The organism is Heyndrickxia sp. FSL W8-0423 (assembly GCF_038009395.1).
In the GTDB taxonomy this organism is placed as follows: Bacteria; Bacillota; Bacilli; order Bacillales; family Bacillaceae_C; genus Heyndrickxia; species Heyndrickxia sporothermodurans.
On record NZ_JBBPBE010000001.1, the window covers coordinates 2,855,189 to 2,880,734 of the forward strand.

General features: G+C 36.2%; 27 protein-coding genes and 8 pseudogenes. 31 read left to right on the top strand and 4 right to left on the bottom strand.

Going from position 1 to position 25,546, the window contains the following annotated elements:
* Positions 1-93 precede the first annotated feature (93 nt).
* The 4 genes from MKY81_RS14445 to MKY81_RS14460 all read left to right on the top strand — a co-directional run bounded on the left by MKY81_RS14445 (position 94) and on the right by MKY81_RS14460 (position 2,931).
* Positions 94-870: a recombinase family protein gene (locus MKY81_RS14445; RefSeq protein WP_066235610.1), complete on the top strand. Its 777-nt coding sequence runs from the start codon at positions 94-96 to the stop codon at positions 868-870.
* 134 nt (positions 871-1,004) lie between these two features.
* Positions 1,005-2,237 carry an IS110 family transposase gene (locus MKY81_RS14450; RefSeq protein ID WP_066235608.1) on the top strand — a complete coding sequence of 411 codons (1,233 nt, stop codon included), beginning with the start codon at positions 1,005-1,007 and terminating at the stop codon, positions 2,235-2,237.
* A 90-nt stretch (positions 2,238-2,327) separates the two neighbouring features.
* Positions 2,328-2,609: a hemagglutinin gene (locus tag MKY81_RS14455; protein WP_066235606.1), complete on the top strand. Its 282-nt coding sequence runs from the start codon at positions 2,328-2,330 to the stop codon at positions 2,607-2,609.
* Positions 2,610-2,625: 16 nt separating this feature from the next.
* On the top strand, positions 2,626-2,931 hold the full coding sequence (locus tag MKY81_RS14460) for a hypothetical protein (RefSeq protein WP_066235604.1): 306 nt from the start codon (positions 2,626-2,628) through the stop codon (positions 2,929-2,931).
* A gap of 467 nt (positions 2,932-3,398) precedes the next feature.
* Here MKY81_RS14460 and MKY81_RS14465 read toward each other — a convergent pair.
* Positions 3,399-3,638 (bottom strand): annotated as a pseudogene (locus MKY81_RS14465) (transposase); the annotation flags it as partial.
* Here MKY81_RS14465 and MKY81_RS14470 point away from each other — a divergent pair.
* The gene (locus tag MKY81_RS14470) at positions 3,631-5,232 is read left to right on the top strand and encodes an LXG domain-containing protein (protein ID WP_341118127.1); all 1,602 of its coding nucleotides are present in this window, start codon (positions 3,631-3,633) and stop codon (positions 5,230-5,232) included. The pseudogene MKY81_RS14465 and the gene MKY81_RS14470 overlap by 8 nt on opposite strands.
* 13 nt (positions 5,233-5,245) lie before the next feature.
* The gene (locus MKY81_RS14475; protein WP_107920982.1) at positions 5,246-5,662 is read left to right on the top strand and encodes an immunity 70 family protein; all 417 of its coding nucleotides are present in this window, start codon (positions 5,246-5,248) and stop codon (positions 5,660-5,662) included.
* Between the two features lie 238 nt (positions 5,663-5,900).
* Here MKY81_RS14475 and istB read toward each other — a convergent pair whose 3' ends face one another.
* From istB to MKY81_RS14490, 3 genes are all read right to left on the bottom strand, one after another.
* A complete protein-coding gene (gene istB / locus MKY81_RS14480) occupies positions 5,901-6,656 on the bottom strand; it encodes an IS21-like element helper ATPase IstB (RefSeq protein ID WP_107982156.1) in 756 nt (251 codons plus the stop codon).
* Complete coding sequence (gene istA / locus MKY81_RS14485) at positions 6,653-8,173, bottom strand: IS21 family transposase (RefSeq protein ID WP_235993179.1); 1,521 nt, start codon at positions 8,171-8,173, stop codon at positions 6,653-6,655. Before istA ends, istB begins: the two co-directional genes overlap by 4 nt.
* 370 nt (positions 8,174-8,543) lie before the next feature.
* The gene (locus tag MKY81_RS14490) at positions 8,544-8,744 is read right to left on the bottom strand and encodes a helix-turn-helix domain-containing protein (protein WP_107921418.1); all 201 of its coding nucleotides are present in this window, start codon (positions 8,742-8,744) and stop codon (positions 8,544-8,546) included.
* A 165-nt stretch (positions 8,745-8,909) separates the two neighbouring features.
* On the opposite strand from MKY81_RS14490, the pseudogene MKY81_RS14495 reads away from it, so the two are divergent.
* From MKY81_RS14495 to MKY81_RS14605, 25 genes and pseudogenes are all read left to right on the top strand, one after another.
* Positions 8,910-9,090, top strand: a pseudogene (locus MKY81_RS14495) (recombinase family protein); the annotation flags it as partial.
* A 270-nt stretch (positions 9,091-9,360) separates the two neighbouring features.
* On the top strand, positions 9,361-9,555 hold the full coding sequence (locus MKY81_RS14500) for an HNH/ENDO VII family nuclease (RefSeq protein ID WP_235993168.1): 195 nt from the start codon (positions 9,361-9,363) through the stop codon (positions 9,553-9,555).
* Positions 9,556-9,628: 73 nt separating this feature from the next.
* Positions 9,629-10,078, top strand: a pseudogene (locus tag MKY81_RS14505) (SMI1/KNR4 family protein).
* A gap of 149 nt (positions 10,079-10,227) precedes the next feature.
* Positions 10,228-10,539: a transposase gene (locus tag MKY81_RS21145; protein ID WP_066229168.1), complete on the top strand. Its 312-nt coding sequence runs from the start codon at positions 10,228-10,230 to the stop codon at positions 10,537-10,539.
* Positions 10,540-10,577: 38 nt separating this feature from the next.
* Positions 10,578-11,456, top strand: coding sequence for an IS3 family transposase (locus MKY81_RS14510; protein ID WP_373454613.1), 879 nt, complete (start codon positions 10,578-10,580; stop codon positions 11,454-11,456).
* 792 nt (positions 11,457-12,248) lie between these two features.
* On the top strand, positions 12,249-12,536 hold the full coding sequence (locus MKY81_RS14515) for a tRNA-Val4 (RefSeq protein WP_107921416.1): 288 nt from the start codon (positions 12,249-12,251) through the stop codon (positions 12,534-12,536).
* Positions 12,537-12,610: 74 nt separating this feature from the next.
* Positions 12,611-12,760 carry a hypothetical protein gene (locus MKY81_RS14520; protein WP_244913560.1) on the top strand — a complete coding sequence of 50 codons (150 nt, stop codon included), beginning with the start codon at positions 12,611-12,613 and terminating at the stop codon, positions 12,758-12,760.
* Positions 12,726-12,929, top strand: a complete 204-nt coding sequence (locus MKY81_RS14525) for a hypothetical protein (RefSeq protein ID WP_341118130.1) — start codon at positions 12,726-12,728, stop codon at positions 12,927-12,929. The genes MKY81_RS14520 and MKY81_RS14525 overlap by 35 nt, the downstream gene beginning before the upstream one ends.
* Before the next feature lie 16 nt (positions 12,930-12,945).
* Positions 12,946-13,281 carry a transposase gene (locus tag MKY81_RS14530; protein ID WP_244913559.1) on the top strand — a complete coding sequence of 112 codons (336 nt, stop codon included), beginning with the start codon at positions 12,946-12,948 and terminating at the stop codon, positions 13,279-13,281.
* Between the two features lie 304 nt (positions 13,282-13,585).
* Positions 13,586-13,981: pseudogene (locus MKY81_RS14535) on the top strand (hypothetical protein).
* A gap of 169 nt (positions 13,982-14,150) precedes the next feature.
* Positions 14,151-15,953 (top strand): T7SS effector LXG polymorphic toxin, encoded by a 1,803-nt coding sequence (locus MKY81_RS14540; RefSeq protein ID WP_341118131.1) that lies wholly within the window; start codon positions 14,151-14,153, stop codon positions 15,951-15,953.
* Between the two features lie 15 nt (positions 15,954-15,968).
* On the top strand, positions 15,969-16,418 hold the full coding sequence (locus MKY81_RS14545; protein ID WP_107921443.1) for an SMI1/KNR4 family protein: 450 nt from the start codon (positions 15,969-15,971) through the stop codon (positions 16,416-16,418).
* Positions 16,419-16,763: 345 nt separating this feature from the next.
* Positions 16,764-17,123, top strand: coding sequence for a YwqH-like family protein (locus tag MKY81_RS14550; RefSeq protein ID WP_108073685.1), 360 nt, complete (start codon positions 16,764-16,766; stop codon positions 17,121-17,123).
* Positions 17,120-17,401 (top strand): YwqI/YxiC family protein, encoded by a 282-nt coding sequence (locus MKY81_RS14555; RefSeq protein WP_341118133.1) that lies wholly within the window; start codon positions 17,120-17,122, stop codon positions 17,399-17,401. Before MKY81_RS14550 ends, MKY81_RS14555 begins: the two co-directional genes overlap by 4 nt.
* Positions 17,402-17,416: 15 nt before the next feature.
* On the top strand, positions 17,417-19,273 hold the full coding sequence (locus MKY81_RS14560; RefSeq protein ID WP_341118134.1) for an LXG domain-containing protein: 1,857 nt from the start codon (positions 17,417-17,419) through the stop codon (positions 19,271-19,273).
* Between the two features lies 1 nt (position 19,274).
* Positions 19,275-19,703: an SMI1/KNR4 family protein gene (locus MKY81_RS14565; protein WP_094910184.1), complete on the top strand. Its 429-nt coding sequence runs from the start codon at positions 19,275-19,277 to the stop codon at positions 19,701-19,703.
* An 874-nt stretch (positions 19,704-20,577) separates the two neighbouring features.
* Positions 20,578-20,928: pseudogene (locus MKY81_RS14570) on the top strand (recombinase family protein); the annotation flags it as partial.
* A 28-nt stretch (positions 20,929-20,956) separates the two neighbouring features.
* Positions 20,957-21,916, top strand: a pseudogene (locus tag MKY81_RS14575) (T7SS effector LXG polymorphic toxin); the annotation flags it as partial.
* 34 nt (positions 21,917-21,950) lie between these two features.
* Entirely contained in the window at positions 21,951-22,502 is a 552-nt protein-coding gene (locus MKY81_RS14580; RefSeq protein ID WP_341118135.1) for a hypothetical protein, read from the top strand.
* Positions 22,503-22,504: 2 nt separating this feature from the next.
* Complete coding sequence (locus tag MKY81_RS14585) at positions 22,505-22,969, top strand: hypothetical protein (protein ID WP_108073460.1); 465 nt, start codon at positions 22,505-22,507, stop codon at positions 22,967-22,969.
* Positions 22,970-23,183: 214 nt separating this feature from the next.
* Positions 23,184-23,773: pseudogene (locus tag MKY81_RS14590) on the top strand (transposase); the annotation flags it as partial.
* Positions 23,774-23,828: 55 nt separating this feature from the next.
* Positions 23,829-24,263 (top strand): annotated as a pseudogene (locus MKY81_RS21150) (WXG100 family type VII secretion target); the annotation flags it as partial.
* A gap of 5 nt (positions 24,264-24,268) precedes the next feature.
* Complete coding sequence (locus tag MKY81_RS14600; protein WP_108073461.1) at positions 24,269-24,709, top strand: SMI1/KNR4 family protein; 441 nt, start codon at positions 24,269-24,271, stop codon at positions 24,707-24,709.
* A gap of 198 nt (positions 24,710-24,907) precedes the next feature.
* Entirely contained in the window at positions 24,908-25,003 is a 96-nt protein-coding gene (locus MKY81_RS21155) for an HNH/ENDO VII family nuclease (RefSeq protein ID WP_213083818.1), read from the top strand.
* 2 nt (positions 25,004-25,005) lie between these two features.
* Complete coding sequence (locus MKY81_RS14605; RefSeq protein WP_341118138.1) at positions 25,006-25,476, top strand: SMI1/KNR4 family protein; 471 nt, start codon at positions 25,006-25,008, stop codon at positions 25,474-25,476.
* Positions 25,477-25,546 lie beyond the last annotated feature (70 nt).

Here is a 25,546-nt window from a genome sequence, read left to right on the forward strand (position 1 = left end):
GTATCGCTAAAGCCGCATACAATGAATTTATATTATATATAGCGGCTAAGCGTTACGTTAATTAAGATTAGCGTAACGGAGGGGGAAAATATCATGAAAGTTATCGGATATATTCGAGTATCTACACAAGTACAAGCAAGGGATGGATATAGCCTTGCTTACCAAGAAGATGAAATCAAAGCATACTGTCAGGCGCAAGGATACACGCTGTTACACTTGTTTAAGGACGAGGGTATTAGTGGGGCTAAAGTAGATGAAGAAGCATTAGAAGTAGACAGAATGGGCTTTCAGGAGATGTTGGAGTATCTCTCCCACCATGAGGTGGATTATGTTGTCACACTGAACACAAGCCGTTTATGGCGGTCAGACATTGTGAAAGTGTTGGTTCATCGAGAATTGAAAAAGTATGGAGTGGACATTCGGAGTATTGAACAACCGCAATACAGTATCCATAAGAAAGACCCTAGCGACTTTTTAATCAATGGCTTAATGGAGTTACTAGACCAATATCAACGATTAGAAATTTCATTAAAGCTAGGGAGGGGACGAAACAAGAAAGCCCAACAGGGCGGCTATGCAGGAGGAAATGTCGCATTAGGCTACAAAGTGAAGAAAGGTCAAAAAAGGCTTGTCATAGATGACAGACAGGCACAAACCGTACAAAGAGTGTTTGACTTAAAGGAACAGTATCCTTCATGGTCTTTAACTCAACTAGCGGAACAACTGAATGAAGAAGGACATCGTACAAAACAAGGAAAGTTGTTTACGAAAGTCCAAATCAAACGAATTTTAGATAGAAAAGCCTTTTATAGTGGTTTTTACCGCTATGGTGAAATAACGGCAAATGGCAAACATCAAGCCATTTTATAACGGTTAACAGATAGAGAATGGATAGGCTTTCGTACCCTTGCGAGTCTTTTAGGACTAACGCTCGACCTAAGGTTGCCGACATTCTCTGTCTTGCTTTTATCCGTTCAATTCTAATATAGGGGTGAGGTTTTCTGATGAAACGAGATAAGCATATTTATATAGGACTAGATTTACACAAGTTCCAACATACAGCCGTGGTAGTGGATTGTTGGTTTGAAAAGCTAGGTGAAATGACGTTTCAAAATAAACCATCCATTTTTCCAAGTTTACTAGAATATGTGAACAGGTTTCTAACAGAAGGTTTGACCCCTGTATTTGGATTAGAAGATGTGGGCGGCTATGGAAGAGATTTAGCGTTATATCTGATTGAACAAGGATACATAGTGAAATTTGTTAATTCCTCTTTATCCAATTCTGAACGAAACAACTATGCGATGACACAAAAGAATGATAGTTGGGACGCTCAATGTGTTGCAGATGTTTTAATTCGTAAATTACCGTATTTACCTGACGCTACACCATCGGATATTCATTGGATAATCGCTCAACTTGTAGGAAGAAGAAATGCTTTAGTAAAAGCACAAACAGCCTTGAAAAACCAACTGCATATGCAATTAAACTATCATTATCCAAGCTACAAGGATTTCTTTTCAGTAGTGGATGGGAAAACAGCTTTAGCCTTTTGGGAAAGCTATCCTTCCCCCTCTCATTTAGAGGGGGAGACGGTAGAGAAATTACGGACATTTCTATTAGAAGCGAGTAGTAATGCTTGTTCTACTAGAAAAGCAGAACAGGTATTATCACTCGTTCAAGCTGCTGGCGAGATAAAACGAGAATATCAAACATCAAGAGACTTTATCATTCAAAGCATAGTTCGAGATATTCGCTTTAAAAAGCAGGAAATTAAGAAGGTAGATAGAGAATTAAAAGTAACTATTCAAACACTAGATATGCAGCTTGAAACCATGCCAGGGATTGATACGGTTACTTCTTCTGCATTAATTGCAGAGATTGGTGACATTCATCGTTTTGCCAATTCTGACAAACTCGCAAGATATGCAGGGATAGCACCTATCAAGATGGGTTCGGGCGGTAAGGAAACGATGAAGAAAACAAAACAAGGTAATCGAAAGCTATATGACATCTTTTACAACCTATCTGTCCAACAAGTCCAAGTTAGTAAAGGCAGTAAAATACCTCGAAACCCTGTCTTTTATGCTTACTATAACCGTAAGCTAAGTGAGGGGAAGTCAAAGTCACAAGCCCTTCTTTGCATTATGAGAAGATTAGTCAGAATTATCTATGGTATGATGAAAAATAAAACGGCTTATATTATGCCAGATCAACATGAAACAATAGCTAGTTAACTAATATGGGTGGTGGTTAAATAAACTACCATCCTTTTATAAAGTACTTATTTAGATATTCCTAAGGGTATTGTTAAACCTGTTTCAAATATGAATGAGTTTTTTGATATGGAATTTGGAAAATCAATAAGTAATTCCTTATCAAAATCAAAAGTAAAGTACGATGGACAATCAATTTATAAGGTAGAAAAGAAAACTGATAACCAATATCTGAAAAAGGGTTATGGAGTTTATCTTGACGCATTACACAAAGACCATTTAGAAGTAATAGATAAGACAGGGAATGTGAAATACGTATTGAATTTAGATGGTACTTTAAACCCCGACAAGACTAAGAAAGCACTTGGACGAGTAGTTAAGGGGTGGAAATAATAGTGGAGGAATTTATATGGATAAAAAGTTAGAAGGAATATTGGACATACTAGAAAAACTTAATTCAAGTATTAATATTGTAAATAAAGAAGATTTAGATGAACAGTACGAGAACCTTGAGGATTTTAGGGTGTTAACTAGAGATTTAGATATTATATTAAACAATTTTGGTTCATTGGATAAGAACGATGGTGAAGAAATAGAGAAAATGTTATTTGAACTTCATAGAATTCTAACGACGTTTGAATGGCATTTATCAGAAATCAGTGATTTAAACACAACAATTTTAAAAGTTTATAAAAACAAAATCAATAACGTCTAGTAATGAGAAACCTTAAAAGAGTTTTATTTTCTTTTAAGGCTTTTTTAGTGGGGTGAGTGCCGAATAAACTGCTTTTTATTTAGAGAGTAGAGGTAATCCTTATAAGCATTATATGATGTTTTACCAAATTATAGAGCGGATTAACCCCCGTATTTTGCACTAGCCTTTCAAAACGGATACAAAAAATAGTAAATTCAACATAGCAGGCAAGCCAGTCATAGATAGGCAACTAAAAAAACGACCGCACTAAACTAAGACGTCGATGGTTACCCAGTTATTTAGTTAGCCATTGCTCACTTGTCATCTATCAGTTTCACTGGTTTGAGCTTTTTCGGGTGTTTCCTTGGCCGTCCAGGCTTACCCTTTTTCCTTCTGTCCTTGGAAGTCCTTGTTGGCTCGCGATGAAGGGCCTCAAAAAACTGTTTCCATGACTCAAACCAATAAATACGCAGAAGTTGAAGCACTTGCTATGTTGTTTTGTTAACCCTTGTTTTGATTTTAATAATCTCACTCAACGCATAAGCGATCATTGCCAGCCAAAGCTGATTCCAGACAGCTTCTGGCTTATAGTTGAAGAGCTTGACCAGTTTTAAGTGCTGCTTGATCCACTTGAAAAAAAGCTCGATTTGCCAGCGCTGCTTGTAGATTTCGGCGACTTGTTCGGCTGTAATGTCCCAGCGGTTGGTAACCACCCGATAGATGCGTTCCTCCTTGTCGCGGTATTCTACTCTCGCAAATTATGATACGATGATGAAAAATATGAAACATTCCTTGCATGGACTAGAACCGGATGAAAATGGGTTTATAAATGAAGTATTTTTAGATTACAATTTAGAATATGGCCTAAAAAAGGTTGAAAGTGTAACAAGTTCACTAACGGACGAAGGCAATCGCATCATCCAAAAAGTCAGTGATATTGTACACTTGCCAAAATTACAAGATGACGAAACAATGCATCAAATCAAGCGAGCAAAAGAAAAGGTGAAGACGACTCTTCATCAGCTGCATTCCTTTGACCAACAAGCAACACGATCACTGGATTCTGTTCGTAAAGATATTCAAACGATGTCCCGATTTATCGAACAAATGGATTCGAATCTTAAGGGAAACAAGCAAATCATCACCAACTTTACACCTCAGAAATTAATGAGGGAAGAAGCCTATCGGAGTCTACTAGGTGAATTTGTACAAAAAGGAAACATGACTCCCATTCAAACGATTAAAAGGGAAGCTTACGGAAACTACAAAAGTATTAAATACCAAGTATATCCAGACGGACTTATCGTCATGGAATATCAAAAAATCGGGAAAGACTCAGATGTATATTATGAGGTAGTTACCGACATTCCCAAGGAAGTGAAAGATGGCGCAAAAGTAGGAATCATCGAACCAACCATTGATAACATCTTGAAAGGAATATATGTAGGTTCTGGGAAAGCTGTAGGAGATACCATTGAGGGCTGGAAAGGCCTTTACAAATTGGCTGAAAAATATCTGGGTCCCACCTCAAGTCCTGACTTACTATTGAAAACTGGATTAATCGGAACCGAACTTTACCTTGATTCAAAAGCTGTTTTCGGAAGAGTTGTTGATACGGGTAAATATATGGTGAAAGCTGTGAAAGATGGATTTGTTTGGGATGTCATCAACGGAGATGCGGAAAGTAGGAGTAAATATTTTACTTACCTCTTTACGACTTTAGGAATTGGTGTTTTAGGTGATAAAGGGATCAGCAAAATTGGCAATCTAGGTACGAAAGTTGGTAAATTTGGTGAGATAACTGCCAAGGTTGAGGGACTGAGTCCATCTTTAGGAACTGTTACCGCTGGCCCCATTCCTTATAATGTGATGAATCGTCTGGAGGATCAGATTCAGCTGGCGGCTAGGAAGGCGTTCGGGGATGGTACTAAGGGTATAGATAAAACTAGACCATCATGGAGACAATCTGAAATTGATGTAGGAAAAGAATATCCTGGATATCGTGACCAAGTATCATTCAAGGATAGGAATGAAGTAAGTCATGGCACTAAAAATAGTTCAAGACCAGATTTTTATATTAACGGTCATAGCATAGAAGTTAAAAATTATAAAGTGACTACGTCTTCTGGTAGAAGTAACTTAATAAGAAACGTGTCAAAACAAATTAATAAACGGATAAGTGATTTACCTTATAAAACTAAGCAGTCTGTTATTATTGATGTTAGAGGTCAAAATGTCACAAGGGATGTTTTAAGGGACATTAAACAAAAAATAAATGGAAGAACAAACGGAGTAGCAGAAATAATTTTTAAGATGGATTAGAGGTGAAATTTAGATGACAGTAGGAATATTAGTAGATTGTTTTTATTACGAATTAGGTCATAGCGATTTTGTACATTCATTCTTTTCAACAATCTCATACCATTTAGAAAAAGAAGGATGGGGGACAAAATACCCTTTAATTATGAATGAGTTATATAATGACAAACTAAATTCGGATGATGTTTCTGTGGCAAAAGCTAATTTAATTGAAATTGAACAGGAATTATCAAAACACTCGCCAGAACATGTTATATGGGATATTGATGATTTATCACAAAAACCTCCGTGGGGGGATAAAATAAGTTCCAAAGTAACTAACCTTGCGAATTATTTTGCAACAACTGATGGGAAAACATTCTTTGAAGTGATATACACAGCGATGGATGTGGCAGAAGAAGATAAATGTGATTTGAAAATTCATAAACTATAACTTTTTTAAAACCATGGGACGCTATCCCATGGTTTTTTACGATACGGAGTGCCGAATACACTACTCTTTATTCAGATAGTAAAGATAATGTTTTTGTCAATAATAAATTGAGCCAAAGCGATCACTTCAAAAGTGAGCCACTCTTGGAATAAGCACTCCTATATATGGGAGAAGATGGGTGTTTAGGTTTCTTGCCCCGGGAGAGGGGCAAGAAACCTAAACACCTCGCACGTTACTCCTACTCTTCATTTTCTTTTTGCTTTAAACTTTGGCGGAATCGATATGATTCTCCATTAAGCAAAAGAATGTGTGAGCGGTGAGTAAGCCGGTCAAGTAAAGCTGCGGTCATTTTTTCATCTCCAAAAATGTTCGTCCATTCTGTAAATTCAAGATTCGTCGTAATGATAACACTTGCACGTTCATAACGGCTTGAAAAGAACTGAAATAATAGCTCTGCTCCCGTTTTAGAGAAGGGGATGTAACCGAGCTCATCCACGATGATCACATCGTTTTTGAGCCACTTCTTCTCAAACGCCCCAAGTTTATGCTCTTCCTTAGCTATGAGTAGCTCTTCTACCAACTCGGCAGCTGTAATGAATTTTGTTTTGTAACCATTTTGGATCATAGCGATTCCAAGGCCCGTGGCCAAATGGGTTTTTCCTGTTCCACTGTTTCCTAAAAAAATTATATTCTCTTTTTTCTCGACAAATTCACCTTTTGCAAGAGTAAGAAATCGGTTTCGATTTAAACTTGGCATTAAAGAAAAGTCATAGGTATCTAATGTTTTATGGACTGGAAATGCAGCTTGTTTCAGCCTTCTTTGCCTTTGATTTTCCTCTCGTGCCTGGACTTCTATTTCAAGTAATGCCAGTAAATATTCTTCGTATTGCAGATTTCTTTCTTCTGCTTCTCTTGCAAGAGAACGATATTGCTTGGCGATGGTAGGCATTCTTAGTTGTTTTGTTAAATGATCTAAAAGTATCTCTGTTGTCATTTCATCTGACCTCCCGTTAATTGTCCATACTGGGCAATATTTGCCTTTTGAATCTTATAGTCCAGTAGATTTACCGGCGTTTTCTCCTTAGATAGATCCTGGATTTTTAAGCAGTTATTTGAGAGCCTTTGAATGATTTCATGTACAACTTCGTACCGATAGATCTGTGCTTGTTCAGCTTCAAGTAAGGCTTGAGTCAACTTTTCCATTCCTATCTCCCGATGAAGGAGGAGAAGTCGGATAAATTTGCGATCACCCGAGGCTCCTTCATGTTCTCTCATCTTTCGATGAAAACGCCTGAACACATCCGGAATATCAGACGATTGGAATGCATGGGCATCCCGAATTGCTCGAGGCTTTTTCAATAATGCCTCAAGGTAATGATCCAGGTTTGTGATCATTTGGTTTCGTTCATAAGAACGAGGATGTTCTGCGATCACTTGATTTTGAGCCACAACGCTCACACGATCGACAAAAATTTTGACCCATACACCTTGGCCAACATAGCTACAAGGGATAGAATACTGATTTGTCTCTACAGTAATTAAAGATGTCTTGTTAACCTGGCAGGAAACCAGCCTGCAAGCTTCAAATTTCTTTTCCGGAAGTGGGTGCAGATATTCTTTTTCCTTTTCCCACATTTGCGCCACTTTTTCATTGGTGTGGGGGACCGTTTTCTGTTCGGCATCCTTTAAGCACCATTTCAAAAGGTGGTCATTTAATTCATCCAATGATTGGACTTCGGGTAACGGGACAAGGGCATTTCTTCTTACATACCCAACTGTTCCTTCTATGCGGCCTTTTTCATTTCCAGACCGGACATTACAAAATTCTGCCTTGAACAAGTAGTGAGCTTGTAAAGCTAGGAATGCCTCCTGTTCCAAGCGATCTCTACCTTGGAGTATTTTTACTACAGCTGTTTTTAAGTTATCAAAAAGCCCTTCTGTTGGTACACCACCAAAGAACTCAAACGCATGGACAAAGCCATCTAAGAAAGCCTCTTGTTTCTCATGAAGGTATGCGCGTGCAAATCGTACTCGACTTGCCGAAAGCTGCATACAAAAGAGGTAAATTCGTTGTGTTCGACCCTGTAGAATAATATCCGCCTCTCCCCAGTCGAATTGGAATTGGTGGCCGAGTTGAAAATCAAGAGGGATAAAGACATCCTGTAGTTTTTTCCTGCGTTTGGCAACAACCTTACGGATATTTGATTCGGAGCCTTTAAAATTATATTCATCTTGCAATCTACGAAATATTCGAGCTGCAGTATGTTTTTGTTTTCCCCAACGTTTGAGATCATCTTCAAGCCACTGATCTATTATTGGCAAGACTCTCCTTGTTTCATCAGAGTATTCTCTTCCGATATAGCTATTTTGCCGATTTATAGTTGTGGGAGCTTCATTCTGTTTAAGATATTTACTAACGGTATTTCTCGAAATCCCCAATTTTTGGGCAATCTGTCGCTGTGACAGCCCTTCTACCTCATGTAAGAATTTGATATTATAAAATTGAGCCATGTTGATCATCCTTTTTTCCTCTCTCTATATTAAAAGTTTGGTCACTTTCAATCTTAAGAGAGGATTTGTTAATTGGAAATCAAGTGGCTTATTTTTTTTGTGATCGAACCATTGAAATGTGGCTCAATTTTAATTTATCAAATACAGATAAACTTTGTAAGCACTATATGATGTTTAAACAAATTCTTTAGTAGGTACAATACACTTTAAAAAGTGTACCCGATTTACTGTATTTCATTTCTTGTGAAATAACCCCAAATCATCAGTTACTACCATAAACATCCCCAAATACTTTACCTTCGCTTTCTCCTTGCCTTTTTAAATTTTTCGCAACTTTGACGTACATAGAACGATTGCTATGCTGAGAGGACTACTCCACCTCGATTAACTCCTGAATGTCGATGTCTAACACTTTGCATACCGTTTCTAATGTTGATAGATAAACCCTGTCCACATTGTCTGAACAAAGATGACTTATCGTATTGGGCCGCAGCCCTGTCATTCGTGCCAATTCACGTTGTGAAAGGTCACGTTCTTTAAGAATTTCCTTCAGTTTGATTGAAATTGCCATGGTAACTCCCTTTCTCTATTTCTTGCTACTTTTACGATACACAATAAATTTGTATCGGTAAAGGGGTTGATTGTATCGCTAAAGCCGCATACAATGAAATTACATAAAATATAGCGGCTAAGCGTTACGTTAATCCTAATTAGCGTAATGGAGGGGGGGAACATCATGAATATTATCGGATATATTCGAGTATCTACACAAGGTCAAGCAAGAGATGGATATAGCCTTGCTTACCAAGAGGATGAAATTAAAGCGTATTGTCAGGCACAAGGATACACGCTTTTACGCTTGTTTAAGGACGAGGGTATTAGTGGGGGCTAAAGTAGACGAAGAAGCGTTAGAAGTTGTTCCTAAAATATAAAATGATTGTTTTAAATCCTTGATTGGCAAAATGCCTTTGAAGGTATCTTTTTTGGGCAACCTATCACCGACAGTAGTTGATTTGCTTTACCTTTTTTATTATTTATTAACTGAGCACCTGATTGTTTTATAGCAGCAAGTGCTTTTTGTTGATAGTATTAATAAGGATGGAATATTACATGAATACTGTTTTTCGGAATTTATAGCTTATAAAGGTAGTACTATCCTGATCCTGTTCTAACAAAAATTACAATTAATGAAAAAAGGAAGAGCACTTTTCTGGAAAGATGGTACAGTTATAGAACTTCATCATTTAATCCAAAGAGAGGCAGGTTCAAGGGTAGAAATTCCTGCGAGTATGCATGATGAATATAATAAAATTTTGCATGGTTTGGTAGAGAACGGTAGGAGCTTTAGAAATGATCCTGTATTAAAAAAGCAGTACTTATAATTTTAGGAGTAAGTATTGGAGATGGAGAGCTAGGCAAATAGATAAAAGTGAACTCTATAAGGAGGAACCTTGATTGGATAAAGAGGAATTAATAAACTTTATTAATGAACATAAGGAATCAGATGACTTTACAGGTGGAGTGGATGAAAGTCAAATTAATTCTATCCAAAATGAGCTAGGGGTGGAATTACCAGAAAGTTATAAGTGGTTCTTAACTACCTATGGTTCGGGTGGGTTATTCGGAGTTGATATTTTAGGAGTGGCTAAGTCAAATAGAGCTCCTGTTGTTGTTAATACAAAGAGATATAGAGATTTAGGAATGGACAAGGATTTAGTAGTTATTGAAGATGCTGGAGAATAAGCTTATTGTCTATATATCAGTGAAATGGAGAATAATGAGTGTCCGGTAATAGTGTGGAATAGACTAGGGGGACTTGATGACTACAATACAGCAAAGAATTTTTATGAGTTTTTATCTCAAAGGTTGTTGGATGCAAAAGAAGCATGGGAAGAAGACTTTTAAGATAGATAAATAGAAAGAAATTATAATAGATATTAAAAAAATAAAAACACTTGATAGTTGACCGTTGATCTCTTATAAGCCCCTAAATGAACTTGGACAATAAGAGTGATTTATTTTATACTGCTTAATGTACCAAGGAGGTTGACATCATGCCAAGAACAAAACATTCAAAAGAATTTAAATTACAAGTCATCAAAGAGGCGATCGATACAGGGAATAAGACCCTAGTAGCTCGTCGTTATAACCTAAATGCCAACATGGTAAGTCGTTGGTGCACCGAATACAAAAATGGCCAGTATGGAGATGTAGATGTTGCCGTAATACCTGATTTTGATCCAAAGGAGATGTCAAAAGAAAACGAAAGACTTAAGACACTGCTAGGCGAAAAAGACCTTGAAATAGCGATTTTACGAGATCTTATAAAAAAGAAAAACCCTCACTTACTGAAAAACTTGAAGTAGCTGACAAATGGATTAATAAAGGCTACTCCGTATCAACGGTGCTAAGAATCATTGGTATTCCTCGTTCTACCTACTATTATCAAAAGAATTACCGGGTGGAAGAGAAAAAAGTGAGTGAGGGGCGTCCGGCACCAGGTTATTCCTTCAAAGAGGACGGTCAAAAGGTATCCGATGAACAGATCAAAGAATTTCTGCTCGAAGAGATTGCCGGCGATGGCTATAACTACGGCTACCGTAAGCTAACTAAGGTCCTTCGTCGAAAATACAACCTTAAAATTAACAAGAAAAAGGTTTACCGATTGTGTAAAGAACTGGGCGTTTTACGTCCGCAACGCAAAAAGAAAGTCTCGTACCCTAGAAAACTAGCACGAAACCGCATCATTAGCTGTTCTAATAAACTTTGGGAGGCAGACATTAAGTACGGTTTCATCGAAGGTGAAGATCGATTTTTCTTTGTCATGTCTATAATCGACGTCTATGACCGAAGCATTGTGGATTACCATATCGGCCTTAGTTGTACAGGCAGCGACGTGATTCAAGCGTTGCAGCGTGCTTTATTTAAACGCCAACAATTCGATAAATTGGAAAAACCTGTGATTCGAACAGACAATGGACCACAGTTTATTTCCCATACCTTTGAGGAGTTTTGTGAAAATTACAAAATTGAGCACGAAAGAATTCCACCGAAAACACCGAATATGAATGCCCATATTGAGTCGTTCCATCGGATCTTTGAGGATGATTGCTTATCCAGATGGCAATTTGAAACATATGCACAGGTCTATGAAGTTGTCACAGAATTCATGGTTTACTACAATGAGAGACGCATGCATTCTAGTATTTTAGACTTATCACCAATGGAATTTTACAAGAAACAAATGCAGGAAAAGATGCAAATCAAAGAGGTTCGGGTTTAATCTGCCCTTCCATTTTTTCTTCCTTTTGTCCCAAAATAAAAACAGCTATTTCTGGAGTGGAATCAAGGGCGACGATAGTCGGGCGAAGCCTTTACCCTTGATGGAATGGAAGAAATGGCTAGACTCCAAAAAGGACAAAAGGAAACGAAAAACAATGTAATTTTAAGAAAAAGCTAGATTAAGAGAGATAGTGTCCAAAATACGGGGGTTAATCCGATCTTAGTACATTATCGGTCATTTTTTTGTATTCCTGTAATATAAGTGATTAAGTTTTATTGTTTCCAAAATCATCAATTCTTCGAACTATGTAATGTGAGCCCGAATTAAAATGTGGTAAATAAAGCTAAAGTTGAAATTGATGGGGGTTGAAAAAGTAGCTAAATCGAGTTCTTTCCAAAGAAATGGAATCGTGTTGATGTGTTAAAAGCTATTGATAGGTTCTTATAAATATATAGGTGAAACTTCATCTGGAATAAAAATTGAAATGTTCTTAAAAAAGGACGGTTCAATAGCTGTTGTTTTGTGCAATCGAAAAATACATAGTTTTGCAGCGGGGAATGCAGAGAATTGCAACTTGACATGGAGCCTCTACGGGCATGACTACCAAGCCAAGAAGCCAGCAGTATCAAGGGCTGGCTTTGCCAAACAAGGCTAACATGCCCGCCTCTCCATGTAAAGTTGGGCTACGCCAAATTCTCTGCAACATTGTGTATTTTTATTTTGCAATAAACAAGCTGTAGCTGTAGTAGCCTATCCATTATATAATAAATAGCATAGAAGGTGATAAATAATATGAAATATTCATATGAATTTAAGAAAGATCCATTTGGTATTACAAGAATAGAACTACCAGAAAAAATAAGTATTTTCTCGGATTTTATTGAAGATATTTCAACAATAAAAGAAGTGGATGAGTATATAGGATACGTTAAGAAAGTTTTAGAAGGGGTATATAAAGACTTTGAAATTACATTGAATGCTACGAGTGTAAATATCAAGAAAAATGTAACAATAGCTGAACATCATTATCGGATTGATGAACCTTTGGAAAATACAATAGAAACTGATGAATTTTTATAGTTGATGTTAATATGGAGACAGAAGATTGTAGAAGAGTATAAAGATTGAATGAAGGAATGGGAAGAAGCTTGTAGATGATTTCTATTTTTAATGACCTTGAAATAATATCAAGGCCATTTTTTTGTGCAACGGGCAATCGTACAGGACAGAAGGCAGCAATGAAGAAATTAGTAGATAATTATGATATAAATGCTGCACGTTCCAAAGGTGGGGCACACCATTAAAGGACCTAATGGAATCGTTTCAAAAAGTACAAAAGGAATAGATAATCCTAGACAGTTATTGGCAAGAGATAGTAGGGAACTTAGAAGAGTCTATGATGGCATACCGAATTCTACTTTAAAAGAACTTATTGAATTAAACAAAAAAATCTATCCAGAAATGAGGAAATAAAATGAATGATATTTTTGTGAAATCACTGTATGAGTCTATCGTTAAAGAGAACCTTCAACTATACAAAGACTTGTATGAAACAACGAATGTTACTTCTAAAACAGATGTTTATTGGAAAAAAGCTATTGGTTTTTACGATAGTTTAACTGACGAAAATAAAGATACTTTAATGAAGATAATTGAACAAACTATGATTGATACTATTTCAAACATGCTAGGAGTAATTGATGGAAGTTCGACTTTAAAAGATTGTTCGTTAGAACCTAAATTACTGCTCGATTCTATTGATACGGAAGGAGAACTCCAAGATTCGTTTTTAGAATTCATAGAGGAAAAGGATAGTAACAGCTAATTGGATTTTTTATTACAGAGGTCTTCATAAAGAGCACAGTTAGAATATATATTTTTTAATCTGTATATCCTAAAGATAGCATATCTCAATTGTCTTTCAAGATTTTTTATTTGTGTGGCTCCCTAGCGCTGTAAACCGTATTTCATATATAGAATAAGTCTATTTGTTGTAATCTCCACATGATATTTTGCAAAATGATAGCTTAAGAAATAATAAACCGAAGTGGCAAAAAGATTTGTAAGATAATTAATGGTGGAAATATGCCAGTAATTAATCCGGCAGAATAGGAAGAGAGACTTTAAATATGGTATATACGGCTCTTGTTAAAAGGCTAGACTCACAAATTGAGGAAGAAGTGACAATTGAAATCGAGGGTATTGAATTTACAGGATTTTCTTTTATTTGCCCTTATAAAATTGAATTAGAGAAAAGTTATCCTGTATCAATATGGTTTACTATCTTAGATGAGTTAATGATTCGTGAAATCTAGGAAGAGAAGAAAGAAATAGAACGTATTGGTTTGGGATATGAATATTATATAAGAGGTTTGTTACATGAGGATACAATTGATGCAGGGATAGTTTTTACTGACGAAGATGAATATTTTTCAGATTATCCCGAATTGGTCGATAAAAATGTTGAGATCAGAGTTGACCGAATCAGTATAGAATTTTTAAGGACATCCACTAATAATAATTAAGAATAGTAGATGTACAAAAGAAAAAAATAATTGAATCATCGCTTTTACCCTTAGAGTAATTAACTCTAGGGGTTATTAAATAGTGCGAGTGCAAAATAAGAATACGATAGAATTATACGAACGAGCATCCGGGCAATTTCAGCCGATGAAGTAGAAAGCTGGTGAGAGAATGAAAGTACTTGATGTTCATGGGTTTCGTGCTGATATGGATCAAATTCAAGAACGACTGGAAGCATTGAATGAACAAATTGAACAATTACAGCATGCCATTGACGGAATCATTACGCTGGAAGATTCGTTAAAAGGAAAAAGCGGCGAGGCCATCCGCTCCTACTATCAAGAAATTCATCAAACATTTCTACTCTTTTTTCAATCCTTTCTCGCAAATTATGATACGATGATAGAAAAGATGAAACATTCCTTGCATGGACTGGAACCGCATGAAAATGGGTTTATAAATGAAGTATTTTTAGATTACAATTTGGAATATGGATTAAAAAAGGTTGAAAGTGTAACAAGTTCACTAACGGACGAAGGCAATCGCATCATCCAAAAAGTCAGTGATATTGTACACTTGCCAAAATTACAAGATGACGAAACAATGCATCAAATCAAGCGAGCAAAAGAAAAGGTGAAGACGACTCTTCATCAGCTGCATTCCTTTGACCAACAAGCAACACGATCACTGGATTCTGTTCGTAAAGACATTCAAACGATGTCCCGATTTATCGAACAAATGGATTCGAATCTTAAGGGAAACAAGCAAATCATCACCAACTTTACACCTCAGAAATTAATGAGGGAAGAAGCCTATCGGAGTCTACTAGGTGAATTTGTACAAAAAGGAAACATGACTCCCATTCAAACGATTAAAAGGGAAGCTTACGGAAACTACAAAAGTATTAAATACCTGGTCTATCCAGACGGGCTTATCGTTATGGAATACCAGAAGATTGGAAAGGACTCAAATGTTTATTATGAAGTCGTCACAGATATCCCTAAGGAAGTCCAAGACGGCGCAAAGGTAGGAATCATTGAACCAACAATTGATAACATCTTGAAAGGAATATATGTAGGTTCCGGGCAAGCAGTAGGAGATACCATTGAGGGCTGGAAAGGCCTTTATAAATTGGCTGAAAAGTACTTAGGCCCAACCCCGAGCCCTGACTTACTATTGAAAGCTGGATTAATTGGATCCGAACTTTACCTTGATGCAAAAGCTGTTTTCGGTAGAGCTGTTGATACAGGCAAATATATAGTGAAAGCTGTAAAAGACGGTTTTGTTCGGGATGTTATAAACGGAGATGCGGAAAGTAGGAGTAAATATTTTACTTACCTTTTTACCACTTTAGGAATTGGTGTTTTAGGTGATAAAGGGATAAGTAAAGCAGGTAGTGTAAGTACAAAAGTGGGGAACCTTGGTAGAATAACGACCAAGGTTGAGGGATTTACTCCATCTATGGGTACCGTTACTGCTGGCCCCATTCCTTATAATGTGATGAATCATTTGGAGGATCAGATTCAGCTGGCGGCGAGGAAAGCGTTTGGGGATGGTACTAAGGGTACGTGGAAAGACTATAAAAATTATAAGACTGTAGAGTATAATGGTACAACTAAAATTAATGGAGAAGTTAGGGATACTAGCAGACGGGTCTATCAAAGGATAGATATTGATTATGATAGGGTTGACCCTAAAACTGGTAAGACAAATTATCAATTAATGAAAAGCGGAAGACCTCCAATTTGGAAAGATGGGACTAAAATAGAACTTCATCATATAATCCAAAGAGAACCTGGTTCAATGGTAGAACTCCCAGGTAGTATGCATAAAGAATATTATAGAATATTACATGGTTTAGTGGAGAATGGAGGAAGCTTTAGAAATGACCCTGTATTGAAAAAACAATATGAAAACTTCAGATTGAAATATTGGAGATGGAGAGCTAAACAAATAGATAATGGCGAATTATAAAAGGAGAAATTCTGTATGAATAAACAGGAATTAACCAATTTTATTAAAAAAAATATGGAATTAGATGATTTTACTGGAGGAGTAGATGGAAAACAGATTGATTATGTTCAAGATACCCTCAAGCTAAAATTGCCAGAAAGTTACAAATGGTTTTTAAATAATTACGGATCTGGTGGTTTATATGGTGTAGATATTTTAGGAGTGGCTAGGTCTAATATTGCTACTGTTGTTATGGAAACGGAGCGTTATAGGGAATTAGGAATGAATGAGAATTTAGTAGTTATTGAGGATGTAGATGAATATGCTTATTGTTTAGATACAAGCAATATGGAGAATAATGAGTGCCCAGTAATAGCGTGGAATAAGCAAGGAGGACTTGATGACTACAATACGGCAGAAAATTTTTATGAGTTTTTATCACAAAGGTTGTTGGATGCAAAAGAAGCATGGGAAGAAGACTTTTAAGATAGATAAATAGAAAGAAATTATAATCGATATTAAAAAAATAAAAAACACAGATAGTTGACCGTTGATGTTAGTACATTATCGGTCATTTTTTTATTCCTGTAATATAAGTGATTAAGTTTTATTGTTTCCAAAAAATCATCAATTCGATCTATGTAATTCCTGTATTTAGAAATTAATAGTGAAGAAGCTAATATGACAAATTTTTCGCAGACGAACTTTCATTGTTTACACCTCAAAGGGAATTGAGACCCCTATATAAAAATCCAAATTCAAATTGACTCTATCCTCCCTTAGTTGGATAATATACCCATAAAATCTCATTAACAATAAAGTGGTGAACGTATGAGTACACTTTCTTATCTAAATAGACAGTTATGTAACAAGCAGGATCAATTAGAACGACTACATACATGCGAACGTGAATTAAAAGAATGTCGGAATGAGTTTAAAGCCAATCAACGATTTTGTTTATCTCCTGAGTTAAGTCCCACAACTTGGCGTGGTAAGTTTGCAAAGGATTTTGAACGGATCCGTCGCGATGGCATTCTTCAAAACTATAAAGATATTAAAAATAATCAAATAGATAAATCTCTAACCGTTTTACATCAAGAAATTCAAACAATAACCCGCGAAATAAATAGTTTTAGAAGAGCTATTCAATCCGAAATCGAAAGACTGAGGGAGGAGGAAAAGGAGAAATGAGTACAGAAATTAAGGTTCAGTATACAGAAATAGCACAAAAACTAGCCAATCTTCAATCCGAAGCCAAATCCCTAAAAACATCATTTCCAACAGATATTGGTGGTAAAAATCATATGGATGTCATTTCACGGTTTAATGAAATAGGGGCTGACGTTCAAAAAATTCTACAAAGCTATCAATCTTTTTTACTAAAAAGTGAAAATGCCACAAAGGAAGCAATTAAAAGTATGAAAGAATTATACGAACGAGTTTCCGAGCAATTTCAGCCGATGAAGTAGAAAGCTGGTGAGAGAATGAAAGTACTTGATGTTCATGGGTTTCGTGCTGATATGGATCAAATTCAAGAACGACTGGAAGCATTGAATGAACAAATTGAACAATTACAGCATGCCATTGACGGAATCATTACGCTGGAAGATTCGTTAAAAGGGAACAGCGGCGAGGCAATCCGCTCCTACTATCAGGAAATTCATCAAACATTTCTACTCTTTTTTCAATCCTTTCTCGCAAATTATGATACGATGATAGAAAAGATGAAACATTCCTTGCATGGACTGGAACCGCATGAAAATGGGTTTATAAATGAAGTATTTTTAGATTACAATTTAGAATATGGCCTAAAAAAGGTTGAAAGTGTAACAAGTTCACTAACGGACGAAGGCAATCGCATCATCCAAAAAGTCAGTGATATTGTACACTTGCCAAAATTACAAGATGACGAAACAATGCATCAAATCAAGCGAGCAAAAGAAAAGGTGAAGACGACTCTTCATCAGCTGCATTCCTTTGACCAACAAGCAACACGATCACTGGATTCTGTTCGTAAAGATATTCAAACGATGTCCCGATTTATCGAACAAATGGATTCGAATCTTAAGGGAAACAAGCAAATCATCACCAACTTTACACCTCAGAAATTAATGAGGGAAGAAGCCTATCGGAGTCTACTAGGTGAATTTGTACAAAAAGGAAACATGACTCCCATTCAAACGATTAAAAGGGAAGCTTACGGAAACTACAAAAGTATTAAATACCTGGTCTATCCAGACGGGCTTATCGTTATGGAATACCAGAAGATTGGAAAGGACTCAAATGTTTATTATGAAGTCGTCACAGATATCCCTAAGGAAGTCCAAGACGGCGCAAAGGTAGGAATCATTGAACCAACAATTGATAACATCTTGAAAGGAATATATGTAGGTTCCGGGCAAGCAGTAGGAGATACCATTGAGGGCTGGAAAGGCCTTTATAAATTGGCTGAAAAGTACTTAGGCCCAACCCCGAGCCCGGACTTACTACTGAAAGCCGGCTTAATCGGAACCGAACTTTACCTTGATTCAAAAGCTGTATTCGGAAGAGCTGTTGATACGGGCAAATATATGGTGAAGGCTATAAAAGATGGATTTGTTCGAGATGTCATCAACGGAGATGCGGAAAGTAGGAGTAAATATTTTACTTACCTCTTTACGACTTTAGGAATCGGTATTTTAGGTGATAAAGGGGTCAGCAAAATTGGTAAAGTAGGTACAAAAGTTGGCGGATTTAGCGGAATAACAACAAAAGTTGAGAGCCTGAGCCCATCTTTGGCAACTGTAAATGCTGGACCTATTCCTTATAATGTTATGAATCGTCTGGAGGATCATATTCAGCTGGCGGCGAGGAAAGCGTTTGGGGATGGTACTAAGGGTACGGGTAAAGAAACTTATCAACATCTAAAGGACTATAAAAATAATAAATATTTTACTAGAAGTGTAGAGTATAATGCAGGTAAAGATGGCACAGGATTTACTTATAAAGTATATCAAAGAGGAGATATTAATTGGGATATGGTCCGAACAAAAGGTGCTAAAAAAGGTCGCGGGCTAACAAATGCTGAAGCATCTGCGAAATACGGACTTGCCCCTATTCTTGATGAAGCAGGTAGTGTTGCAACATTGCATCATTCACAACAAAAAGGTGTTGGACCATTATATGAAGCTTCAACAAGGTACCATAATATCGCTAATGCTAAAAGAGCTCCACTACATCCTTATAAAGGAAAGTTAAACCCATTTTATCCAATGGATGAGACAACTAGAGGAGCGTTTCAAAAAGTAGATTCTATTAATTATTGGAAAATACGAGGAGAAGAAGCTTTAGGAGGAAGATAATATGAGCATATTGCCTGAGAGACTAGATGAAGTTCTAGGAGAAGAAATATATAAACGTGAAGATAGCAATCTAGTACAGGATGCTTTAATAAGGCTAGGTGTAAACGCATCGGATACTTTCCAAGAATTTTATATCCAGTATGCAGGACCTTTTTGGGAAGAGCATGTACCCTTTGAATTACTAGATATAGCAGATGAAGAAAACAATATTGAATCATACACACTCATTTCTAGAAAAGAACATGGTTTTCCGAAGCAATATCTGGTTTTAAGTGAAATGTCAGCAAATGCTGTATTAGTACTGGATACTGTAACAGATAAAGTTTATATAGTTAATTTTGAGGGTGGAGATGAACTACTTATTAAAGGTGAATTAAAGGAAAGTTGGTCATCGTTTTTTGATTTCTTGAAGGCATATTTTAATTGTTAATTATGGTCCAATAAAAGTTAATTCAGAGAGAAACTTAAAACCTTGATTGGTTTAATATGCCTTCAAGGTTTTTTGACTTTAAGAACTTTATGGTTAAAACAATATCACTTTTGAATCAAAAACTCATGATGGTTAGCAAACTTACGAGATTGGTTGCAGTGACATATAAAAAATACAACCACACTTACTAATTGGTTTATATTTGCACACGAGAATGACAAAGCAAGTAAAGCTAATGGTGGCAACATACAAACACATAAACTTAGTAACAAAAAGGAAAGATGTGTGAGCAACATAAACAATGCTTAAATGAAATTCAGAGCTCATGAAGGTAGTACCATCATGGAGTATTGATTTTATATTTGGATTTTGAGAGAAGTACGATAAATAGGCGAGATGACATTGTAAGTGGCAGGAAGACTTATGATACTGCAAAACCCACAAACTAAAGACAATGACAAAGCTCGTAATGCTAAGGATGGTAACGACATAGATACATAAATCTAGTGAATAAAAAGAAAGTGGGGATTTTAGAGTGAGTAAAAAGAAAATGATTTAATTGAAAATCGAAAGCTCATGATGGTTGTACCATCAAGGAGTTTCGGTTTGATACTTTGCGGAACTGAATAAGAAAGACAAATGGGCAAGATGACATTTTACATGGCAGGGGTAGTTATGATAAGGAGTGGCTGACAAACTAACGAGATTGACAAAGCTCGTAGCGATAAACAAGAGGTAACGTTAAAGGACGTTCTTTTACTGCCTTTGGCATATAAATTTTGGGTTGTATTTTAACTAAAGACGGTCGTATAATACTCGCTATTCGTTTAATAAGCGTTAAGAAAATTATAATTTATGTAACGGGGGTGAAAAGTTGAACGTTGTTGGGTATATACGAGTCTCAACTCAAGGGCAGACAAGAGATGGATATAGCTTGAAATATCAAGAAGATGAAATCAAAGCATATCGTAAGGAAAAAGGCTTAAACTTGATTCATATTTTTAGAGATGAAGGAATTAGTGGCGCAAAACTGAATGAAGAAGCATTAGAAATTGATAGGGTGGGCTTACAGGAAATGTTGGCTCACCTTTCTTCTTTCTAAATTGATTATTTGGTGGTGCTGAACACAAGCTGATTCTGGCGGTAAGATAGTGTGAAGGTACTGATACAACGAGAGCTGAAGAAATATGGCTGTGATATTAAAAGCATTGAACAGCCATCATTCATTGCATGGACAGTAACCCGATGAAAATGGGTTGATAAACGAAGTTTTTCTTGATTACAATTTAGAATATGGCTTAAAAAAGATTGAAAGTGTAACAAGTTCACTAACGGACGAGGGCAATCGCCTCATGCAGAAAGTCAGTGATATTGTCCACTTGCCGAAATTACAAGACGACGAAACAATGCATCAAATCAAGCGAGCAAAAGAAAAGGTGAAGACGACGCTTCATCAACTGCATTCCTTTGACCAACAAGCAACACGATCACTGGATTCCGTTCGCAAAGATATTCAAACAATGTCCCGATTTATCGAACAAATGGATTCCAAACTTAAGGGAAACAAGCAAATCATCACCAACTTTACACCTCAGAAATTAATGAGGGAAGAAGCATATCGGAGTCTACTAGGTGAATTCGTACAAAAAGGAAACATGACTCCCATTCAAACGATTCATAGGGAAGCCTACGGAAACTACAAAAGTATCAAATACCAAGTATATCCAGACGGACTTATCGTCATGGAATATCAAAAAATCGGGAAAGACTCAGATGTATATTATGAGGTAGTTACCGACATTCCCAAGGAAGTGAAAGATGGCGCAAAAGGAATTATCGAGCCAACCATTGATAAAATCCTGAAAGGAATATATGTAGGGTCAGGCAAAGCAGTAGGAGATACCATTGAGGGCTGGAAAGGCCTTTACAAATTGGCTGAAAAATATCTAGGTCCCACCTCAAGCCCCGACCTTCTATTGAAAGCCGCCTTAATCGGAACCGAACTTTACCTTGATTCAAAAGCTGTATTCGGAAGAGCTGTTGATACGGGCAAATATATGGTGAAGGCTATAAAAGATGGATTTGTTCGAGATGTCATCAACGGAGATGCGGAAAGTAGGAGTAAAAATTTTACTTACCTTTTTACCACTTTAGGAATTGGAGTTTTAGGTGATAAAGGGATCAGTAAAGCAGGTAGTGGGGAACCTTGGTAGAATAACGACCAAGGTTGAGGGGTTTACTCCATCTATGGGTACCGTTACTGCTGGACCCGTTCCTTATAATGTGATGAATCATTTGGAGGATCAGATTCAGCTAGCGGCGAGGAAAGCGTTTGGTGATGGTACTAAGGGTACGGGTGAAGCTACACCTAAAAAGAAATCTGTACCAGATTGGCTAAAAGAGCGATGGGAAGCAGGTAATAATTTTAATAAGGAAAATCGTCCTCGTTACCCTTATAATGAGGTAGAGTTGGAAGCAAAAGAAGTAGGGGGTAAAAAGTACGTAGTTGACTCATATGCACCCAATAAGGAAATCGTATCGAGAAAATTTACTCAACTTAGTGAAGTGCAAGAAAAGACAGCTAAGAGTTACTTAAATGAAATCACAATAAAATATTCTTCGGGTTCTAAAATATCAAATGGTACTTTTAATCCTAATGCTCTCAAAGGAGGGCGACTTAAAGGTGAATTAATATTAGAAGTACCAGTTCAAAATAAACCAATTCCGCAAACAATTCTTGATGAGGCAACAAAAAACAGGATTATTATTAGGGATATTAAGGGGAAGGTGTATAATTGACTATGAAAGTTTATTATTGTGACGAATGGTCGGATATCAAAAAGAAGCCTTGGAACATTCTTGATGACCGTACTGCTTACATATACCATCAAAAACATGAACCATATACGGCGGTATTATTAGAGGATGAGAAACCTAAGTATATTGTAAATGTTACAAATGAATGGGTTTCGGTGGGGTTTTATGATGACCTGATGCGTAAGTATTTAAATTATGATTTTGAAGTTATGAGTGATGGTAAGATTTTTTTAAGAACAGCCATGTATTGGGAATATGATGATGAAACTGACACGGAAGTAAGTAGCTTGATTTTGGGCTTCCGAGAAGATGGCTATATAGCAATGGAAAAAAGAGATTTAAAGACCGGTTCAGTCGAGGAGCGCGAAACTAGCGATACCCTTGAAAGAAACTGGGATGTATTTCCTGAATTTGGTCATTACATTCATTTGTGTAGAGAGGAAAGGTAAAGTGTTTAGAGCACTCTCGAGTGCCTAAACTAGTTATATGAAAGGTTGTTACGTATATGCACATAAAGCAAGTGAACTGAAATACAATTGAAATTTTTGAGTTGGACAAAAGGAACAATGATACGTTTTAAAATAGAGACTCCATGAAGGTAATGCCATCATGGAGTTTTATTTTATATAGGAATAATAAGAAAAGTACGAGAAATGGGCGATTTGTTCAGTGAAAAAAGCGAATGAAATATTTAAACTAGTGAACGAAGATGGGAATACAACTAAAACATCAAGAAACAAGAGACTTTCTTGTGAGAAGCATCGTCCGTCCGAGACATTTTATTTAAAAAGCAGGAAATGCGCTACGTGGAAAGAGAATTAAAACAGTTAATGAGTTTACTAGACTTTCAACTAGACTCCATGCCAGGCATTGACTTTGTGACAGCTTCCGCTTTAATTGCGGAGATTGGTGAAGTTAGACGTTTTCCAAATGCCAACAAATTAGCACGATTTGCGCCTGTTTACTTTAGGTTCGGTGGGAAAGACAAGGAACAAAAAAGCAAACAGGAAAATCGGGAGCTGCACGCTTTATTTTACAATTTAGCAGTCCAGCAAGTGCAAGTAGCAAATGGAAGTAAACTGCCGAGGAATCCAGTTTTCCATGCTTATTACCAACGAAAACTGAAAGAAGGCAAAACAAAGGGACAAGCATTGGTTTGCATAATGAGAAGGCTTGTGAACATTGTTTATGGAATGATGAAGCATAAAACAGCCTATAAATTACCGATAGTGCAGGAGAAAGAAGTAGTTTAATAGGGTGGCAAAATGGCTGACTTTTTTATTTATAGCTTTTAAGATTACAACATAGGGTACAGTGAAAATTGATTACGATTTAGCTAAAGAGTATATCAGAGATGTTGAGTCAAAAACAGGTTTAAAATTTCATAAAACGCAAATTGAAAAATTAAAGGATGCTTTAAGGGTATATAAGTATGAAAAAATGACACCATTGGAAACTTTAAAACACAGAAATAAATTCAATAGTGTAAAAAATAAATTGATTAGTGAATGGGAAGAAAACACAGGACAAATATAGCCAAGATATACTGAGGAAATTTATGATAAAAAAGGTAGATTAATAAGGGATATAGGCCAACCCTATGATGCGCATCATATAATAGAAAATAATTTTGGTGGTCCTCAAGAATGGTGGAATATACATCCTACTAAATTTCCTGATGAACACCAGGCAGGGATTCATGGTAAAGGTTCGCCATCAAATAAGTTATTTCCAAGGAGGTAGTTTTAATGGCTACATTTGATTTTGTGAAAAACGGAAAACATAAATTTATTAAACTGCAAGAAAACGAATTGCTAATTGCAGAAGAGAGACTTGGGTTTACGTTACCTAAAGAACTTAGGGATTTTTACTTAGAAGTAGGCTATGGCTTTATAAAAGGAGGCAATGGGAATACAATAAATAGAATAATGGATCCGGATACCATAGCTGATATTACATTGAGAGAAGGTATTTACGAGTTTGATCCAGATTTAGAAGGATTATATGATGAAGATGATAAATTAGTATTTTTTGAAGTAAACGAGGGGGTATATTTAACGCTTGATTTAAATGCTTCTAAACAAACTCCTGTATATTTTTTTGAAACTCAAATAGCTGATTCATTGGAGGAATTTATTAGAAATATTGATGAGGATGCTGAATACTTTATGGATATGGTTGATTACTAATTTGGGTCTTTAACAAATAAGTAACAAACTATGAGTGATGATACTAATTAAACAAATAATATTGTTGGCTAATTAAAATATAGCACTTGATGCGATTGGGCATCAGGTGTTTTTTATTGAGATATAAGTTCGATAGGCAGAGGCTACACAGACGTTTCATAAAGAGAATAGTTCGATAATTCATATCAATCCAACACTATACCTAAAGGGATAAATAGAACTGAATTTAATAAATCGAGAAGTGAATACTGGAAAAATAGAGCCAAGGATTTTATATTAGAAAATGGGGGATAAAAATGAGTATTGATGCCTATAAAGAAGCAAAACAAATAATATTGAATAATGATGATATTGCCGACTTTGTAGGAGGTTGTACAGCTGAATTAATAAATTTGGCTGAAGAAAAGTTAGGATTAAGGTTTACTGGTCAATACTTAGATTTTTTACAGACATTTGGTGCAGGCAACTTTGGCGCTCAAGAGATTTATGGAATTATTAGTCCTGATTTTGAAAATTCTTCTGTACCCGATGCAATTTGGTATACTTTAACAGAAAGAAAGGAAATTAATCTTCCTATTAACCTATTGGCTATTTATGATACCGGAAGTGATGATGTTTTTTGTTTAGACTTTAATCAACTGGATAATAAAGGGGAGCCTAAATTAGTTTCTTTTGTACCTGGATTTGATCTAAAGAGTCAAACGAATGAAATAATTGCTAACGACTTTGGTGATTTTTTGTTAGAATTAGTTAATCAAGAAATATAGAATGAATGGAAAAATCTTGATTGGCAAGTGCCTTTCAAGGTTTCTTTTTTAGGGACTATCTAGTGCTTAG

Bases quoted from the DNA above. Each gene is read 5' to 3' on its own strand.
- MKY81_RS14445 (WP_066235610.1), top strand. From the start codon at position 94: ATGAAAGTTATCGGATATATTCGAGTATCTACACAAGTACAAGCAAGG.
- MKY81_RS14450 (WP_066235608.1), top strand. From the start codon at position 1,005: ATGAAACGAGATAAGCATATTTATATAGGACTAGATTTACACAAGTTC.
- MKY81_RS14455 (WP_066235606.1), top strand. From the start codon at position 2,328: ATGAATGAGTTTTTTGATATGGAATTTGGAAAATCAATAAGTAATTCC.
- MKY81_RS14460 (WP_066235604.1), top strand. From the start codon at position 2,626: ATGGATAAAAAGTTAGAAGGAATATTGGACATACTAGAAAAACTTAAT.
- MKY81_RS14470 (WP_341118127.1), top strand. From the start codon at position 3,631: ATGCGTTCCTCCTTGTCGCGGTATTCTACTCTCGCAAATTATGATACG.
- MKY81_RS14475 (WP_107920982.1), top strand. From the start codon at position 5,246: ATGACAGTAGGAATATTAGTAGATTGTTTTTATTACGAATTAGGTCAT.
- istB (WP_107982156.1), bottom strand. From the start codon at position 6,656: ATGACAACAGAGATACTTTTAGATCATTTAACAAAACAACTAAGAATG.
- istA (WP_235993179.1), bottom strand. From the start codon at position 8,173: ATGGCTCAATTTTATAATATCAAATTCTTACATGAGGTAGAAGGGCTG.
- MKY81_RS14490 (WP_107921418.1), bottom strand. From the start codon at position 8,744: ATGGCAATTTCAATCAAACTGAAGGAAATTCTTAAAGAACGTGACCTT.
- MKY81_RS14500 (WP_235993168.1), top strand. From the start codon at position 9,361: ATGAAAAAAGGAAGAGCACTTTTCTGGAAAGATGGTACAGTTATAGAA.
- MKY81_RS21145 (WP_066229168.1), top strand. From the start codon at position 10,228: ATGCCAAGAACAAAACATTCAAAAGAATTTAAATTACAAGTCATCAAA.
- MKY81_RS14515 (WP_107921416.1), top strand. From the start codon at position 12,249: ATGAAATATTCATATGAATTTAAGAAAGATCCATTTGGTATTACAAGA.
- MKY81_RS14520 (WP_244913560.1), top strand. From the start codon at position 12,611: ATGATTTCTATTTTTAATGACCTTGAAATAATATCAAGGCCATTTTTT.
- MKY81_RS14525 (WP_341118130.1), top strand. From the start codon at position 12,726: ATGCTGCACGTTCCAAAGGTGGGGCACACCATTAAAGGACCTAATGGA.
- MKY81_RS14540 (WP_341118131.1), top strand. From the start codon at position 14,151: ATGAAAGTACTTGATGTTCATGGGTTTCGTGCTGATATGGATCAAATT.
- MKY81_RS14545 (WP_107921443.1), top strand. From the start codon at position 15,969: ATGAATAAACAGGAATTAACCAATTTTATTAAAAAAAATATGGAATTA.
- MKY81_RS14550 (WP_108073685.1), top strand. From the start codon at position 16,764: ATGAGTACACTTTCTTATCTAAATAGACAGTTATGTAACAAGCAGGAT.
- MKY81_RS14555 (WP_341118133.1), top strand. From the start codon at position 17,120: ATGAGTACAGAAATTAAGGTTCAGTATACAGAAATAGCACAAAAACTA.
- MKY81_RS14560 (WP_341118134.1), top strand. From the start codon at position 17,417: ATGAAAGTACTTGATGTTCATGGGTTTCGTGCTGATATGGATCAAATT.
- MKY81_RS14565 (WP_094910184.1), top strand. From the start codon at position 19,275: ATGAGCATATTGCCTGAGAGACTAGATGAAGTTCTAGGAGAAGAAATA.
- MKY81_RS14580 (WP_341118135.1), top strand. From the start codon at position 21,951: ATGGGTACCGTTACTGCTGGACCCGTTCCTTATAATGTGATGAATCAT.
- MKY81_RS14585 (WP_108073460.1), top strand. From the start codon at position 22,505: ATGAAAGTTTATTATTGTGACGAATGGTCGGATATCAAAAAGAAGCCT.
- MKY81_RS14600 (WP_108073461.1), top strand. From the start codon at position 24,269: ATGGCTACATTTGATTTTGTGAAAAACGGAAAACATAAATTTATTAAA.
- MKY81_RS14605 (WP_341118138.1), top strand. From the start codon at position 25,006: ATGAGTATTGATGCCTATAAAGAAGCAAAACAAATAATATTGAATAAT.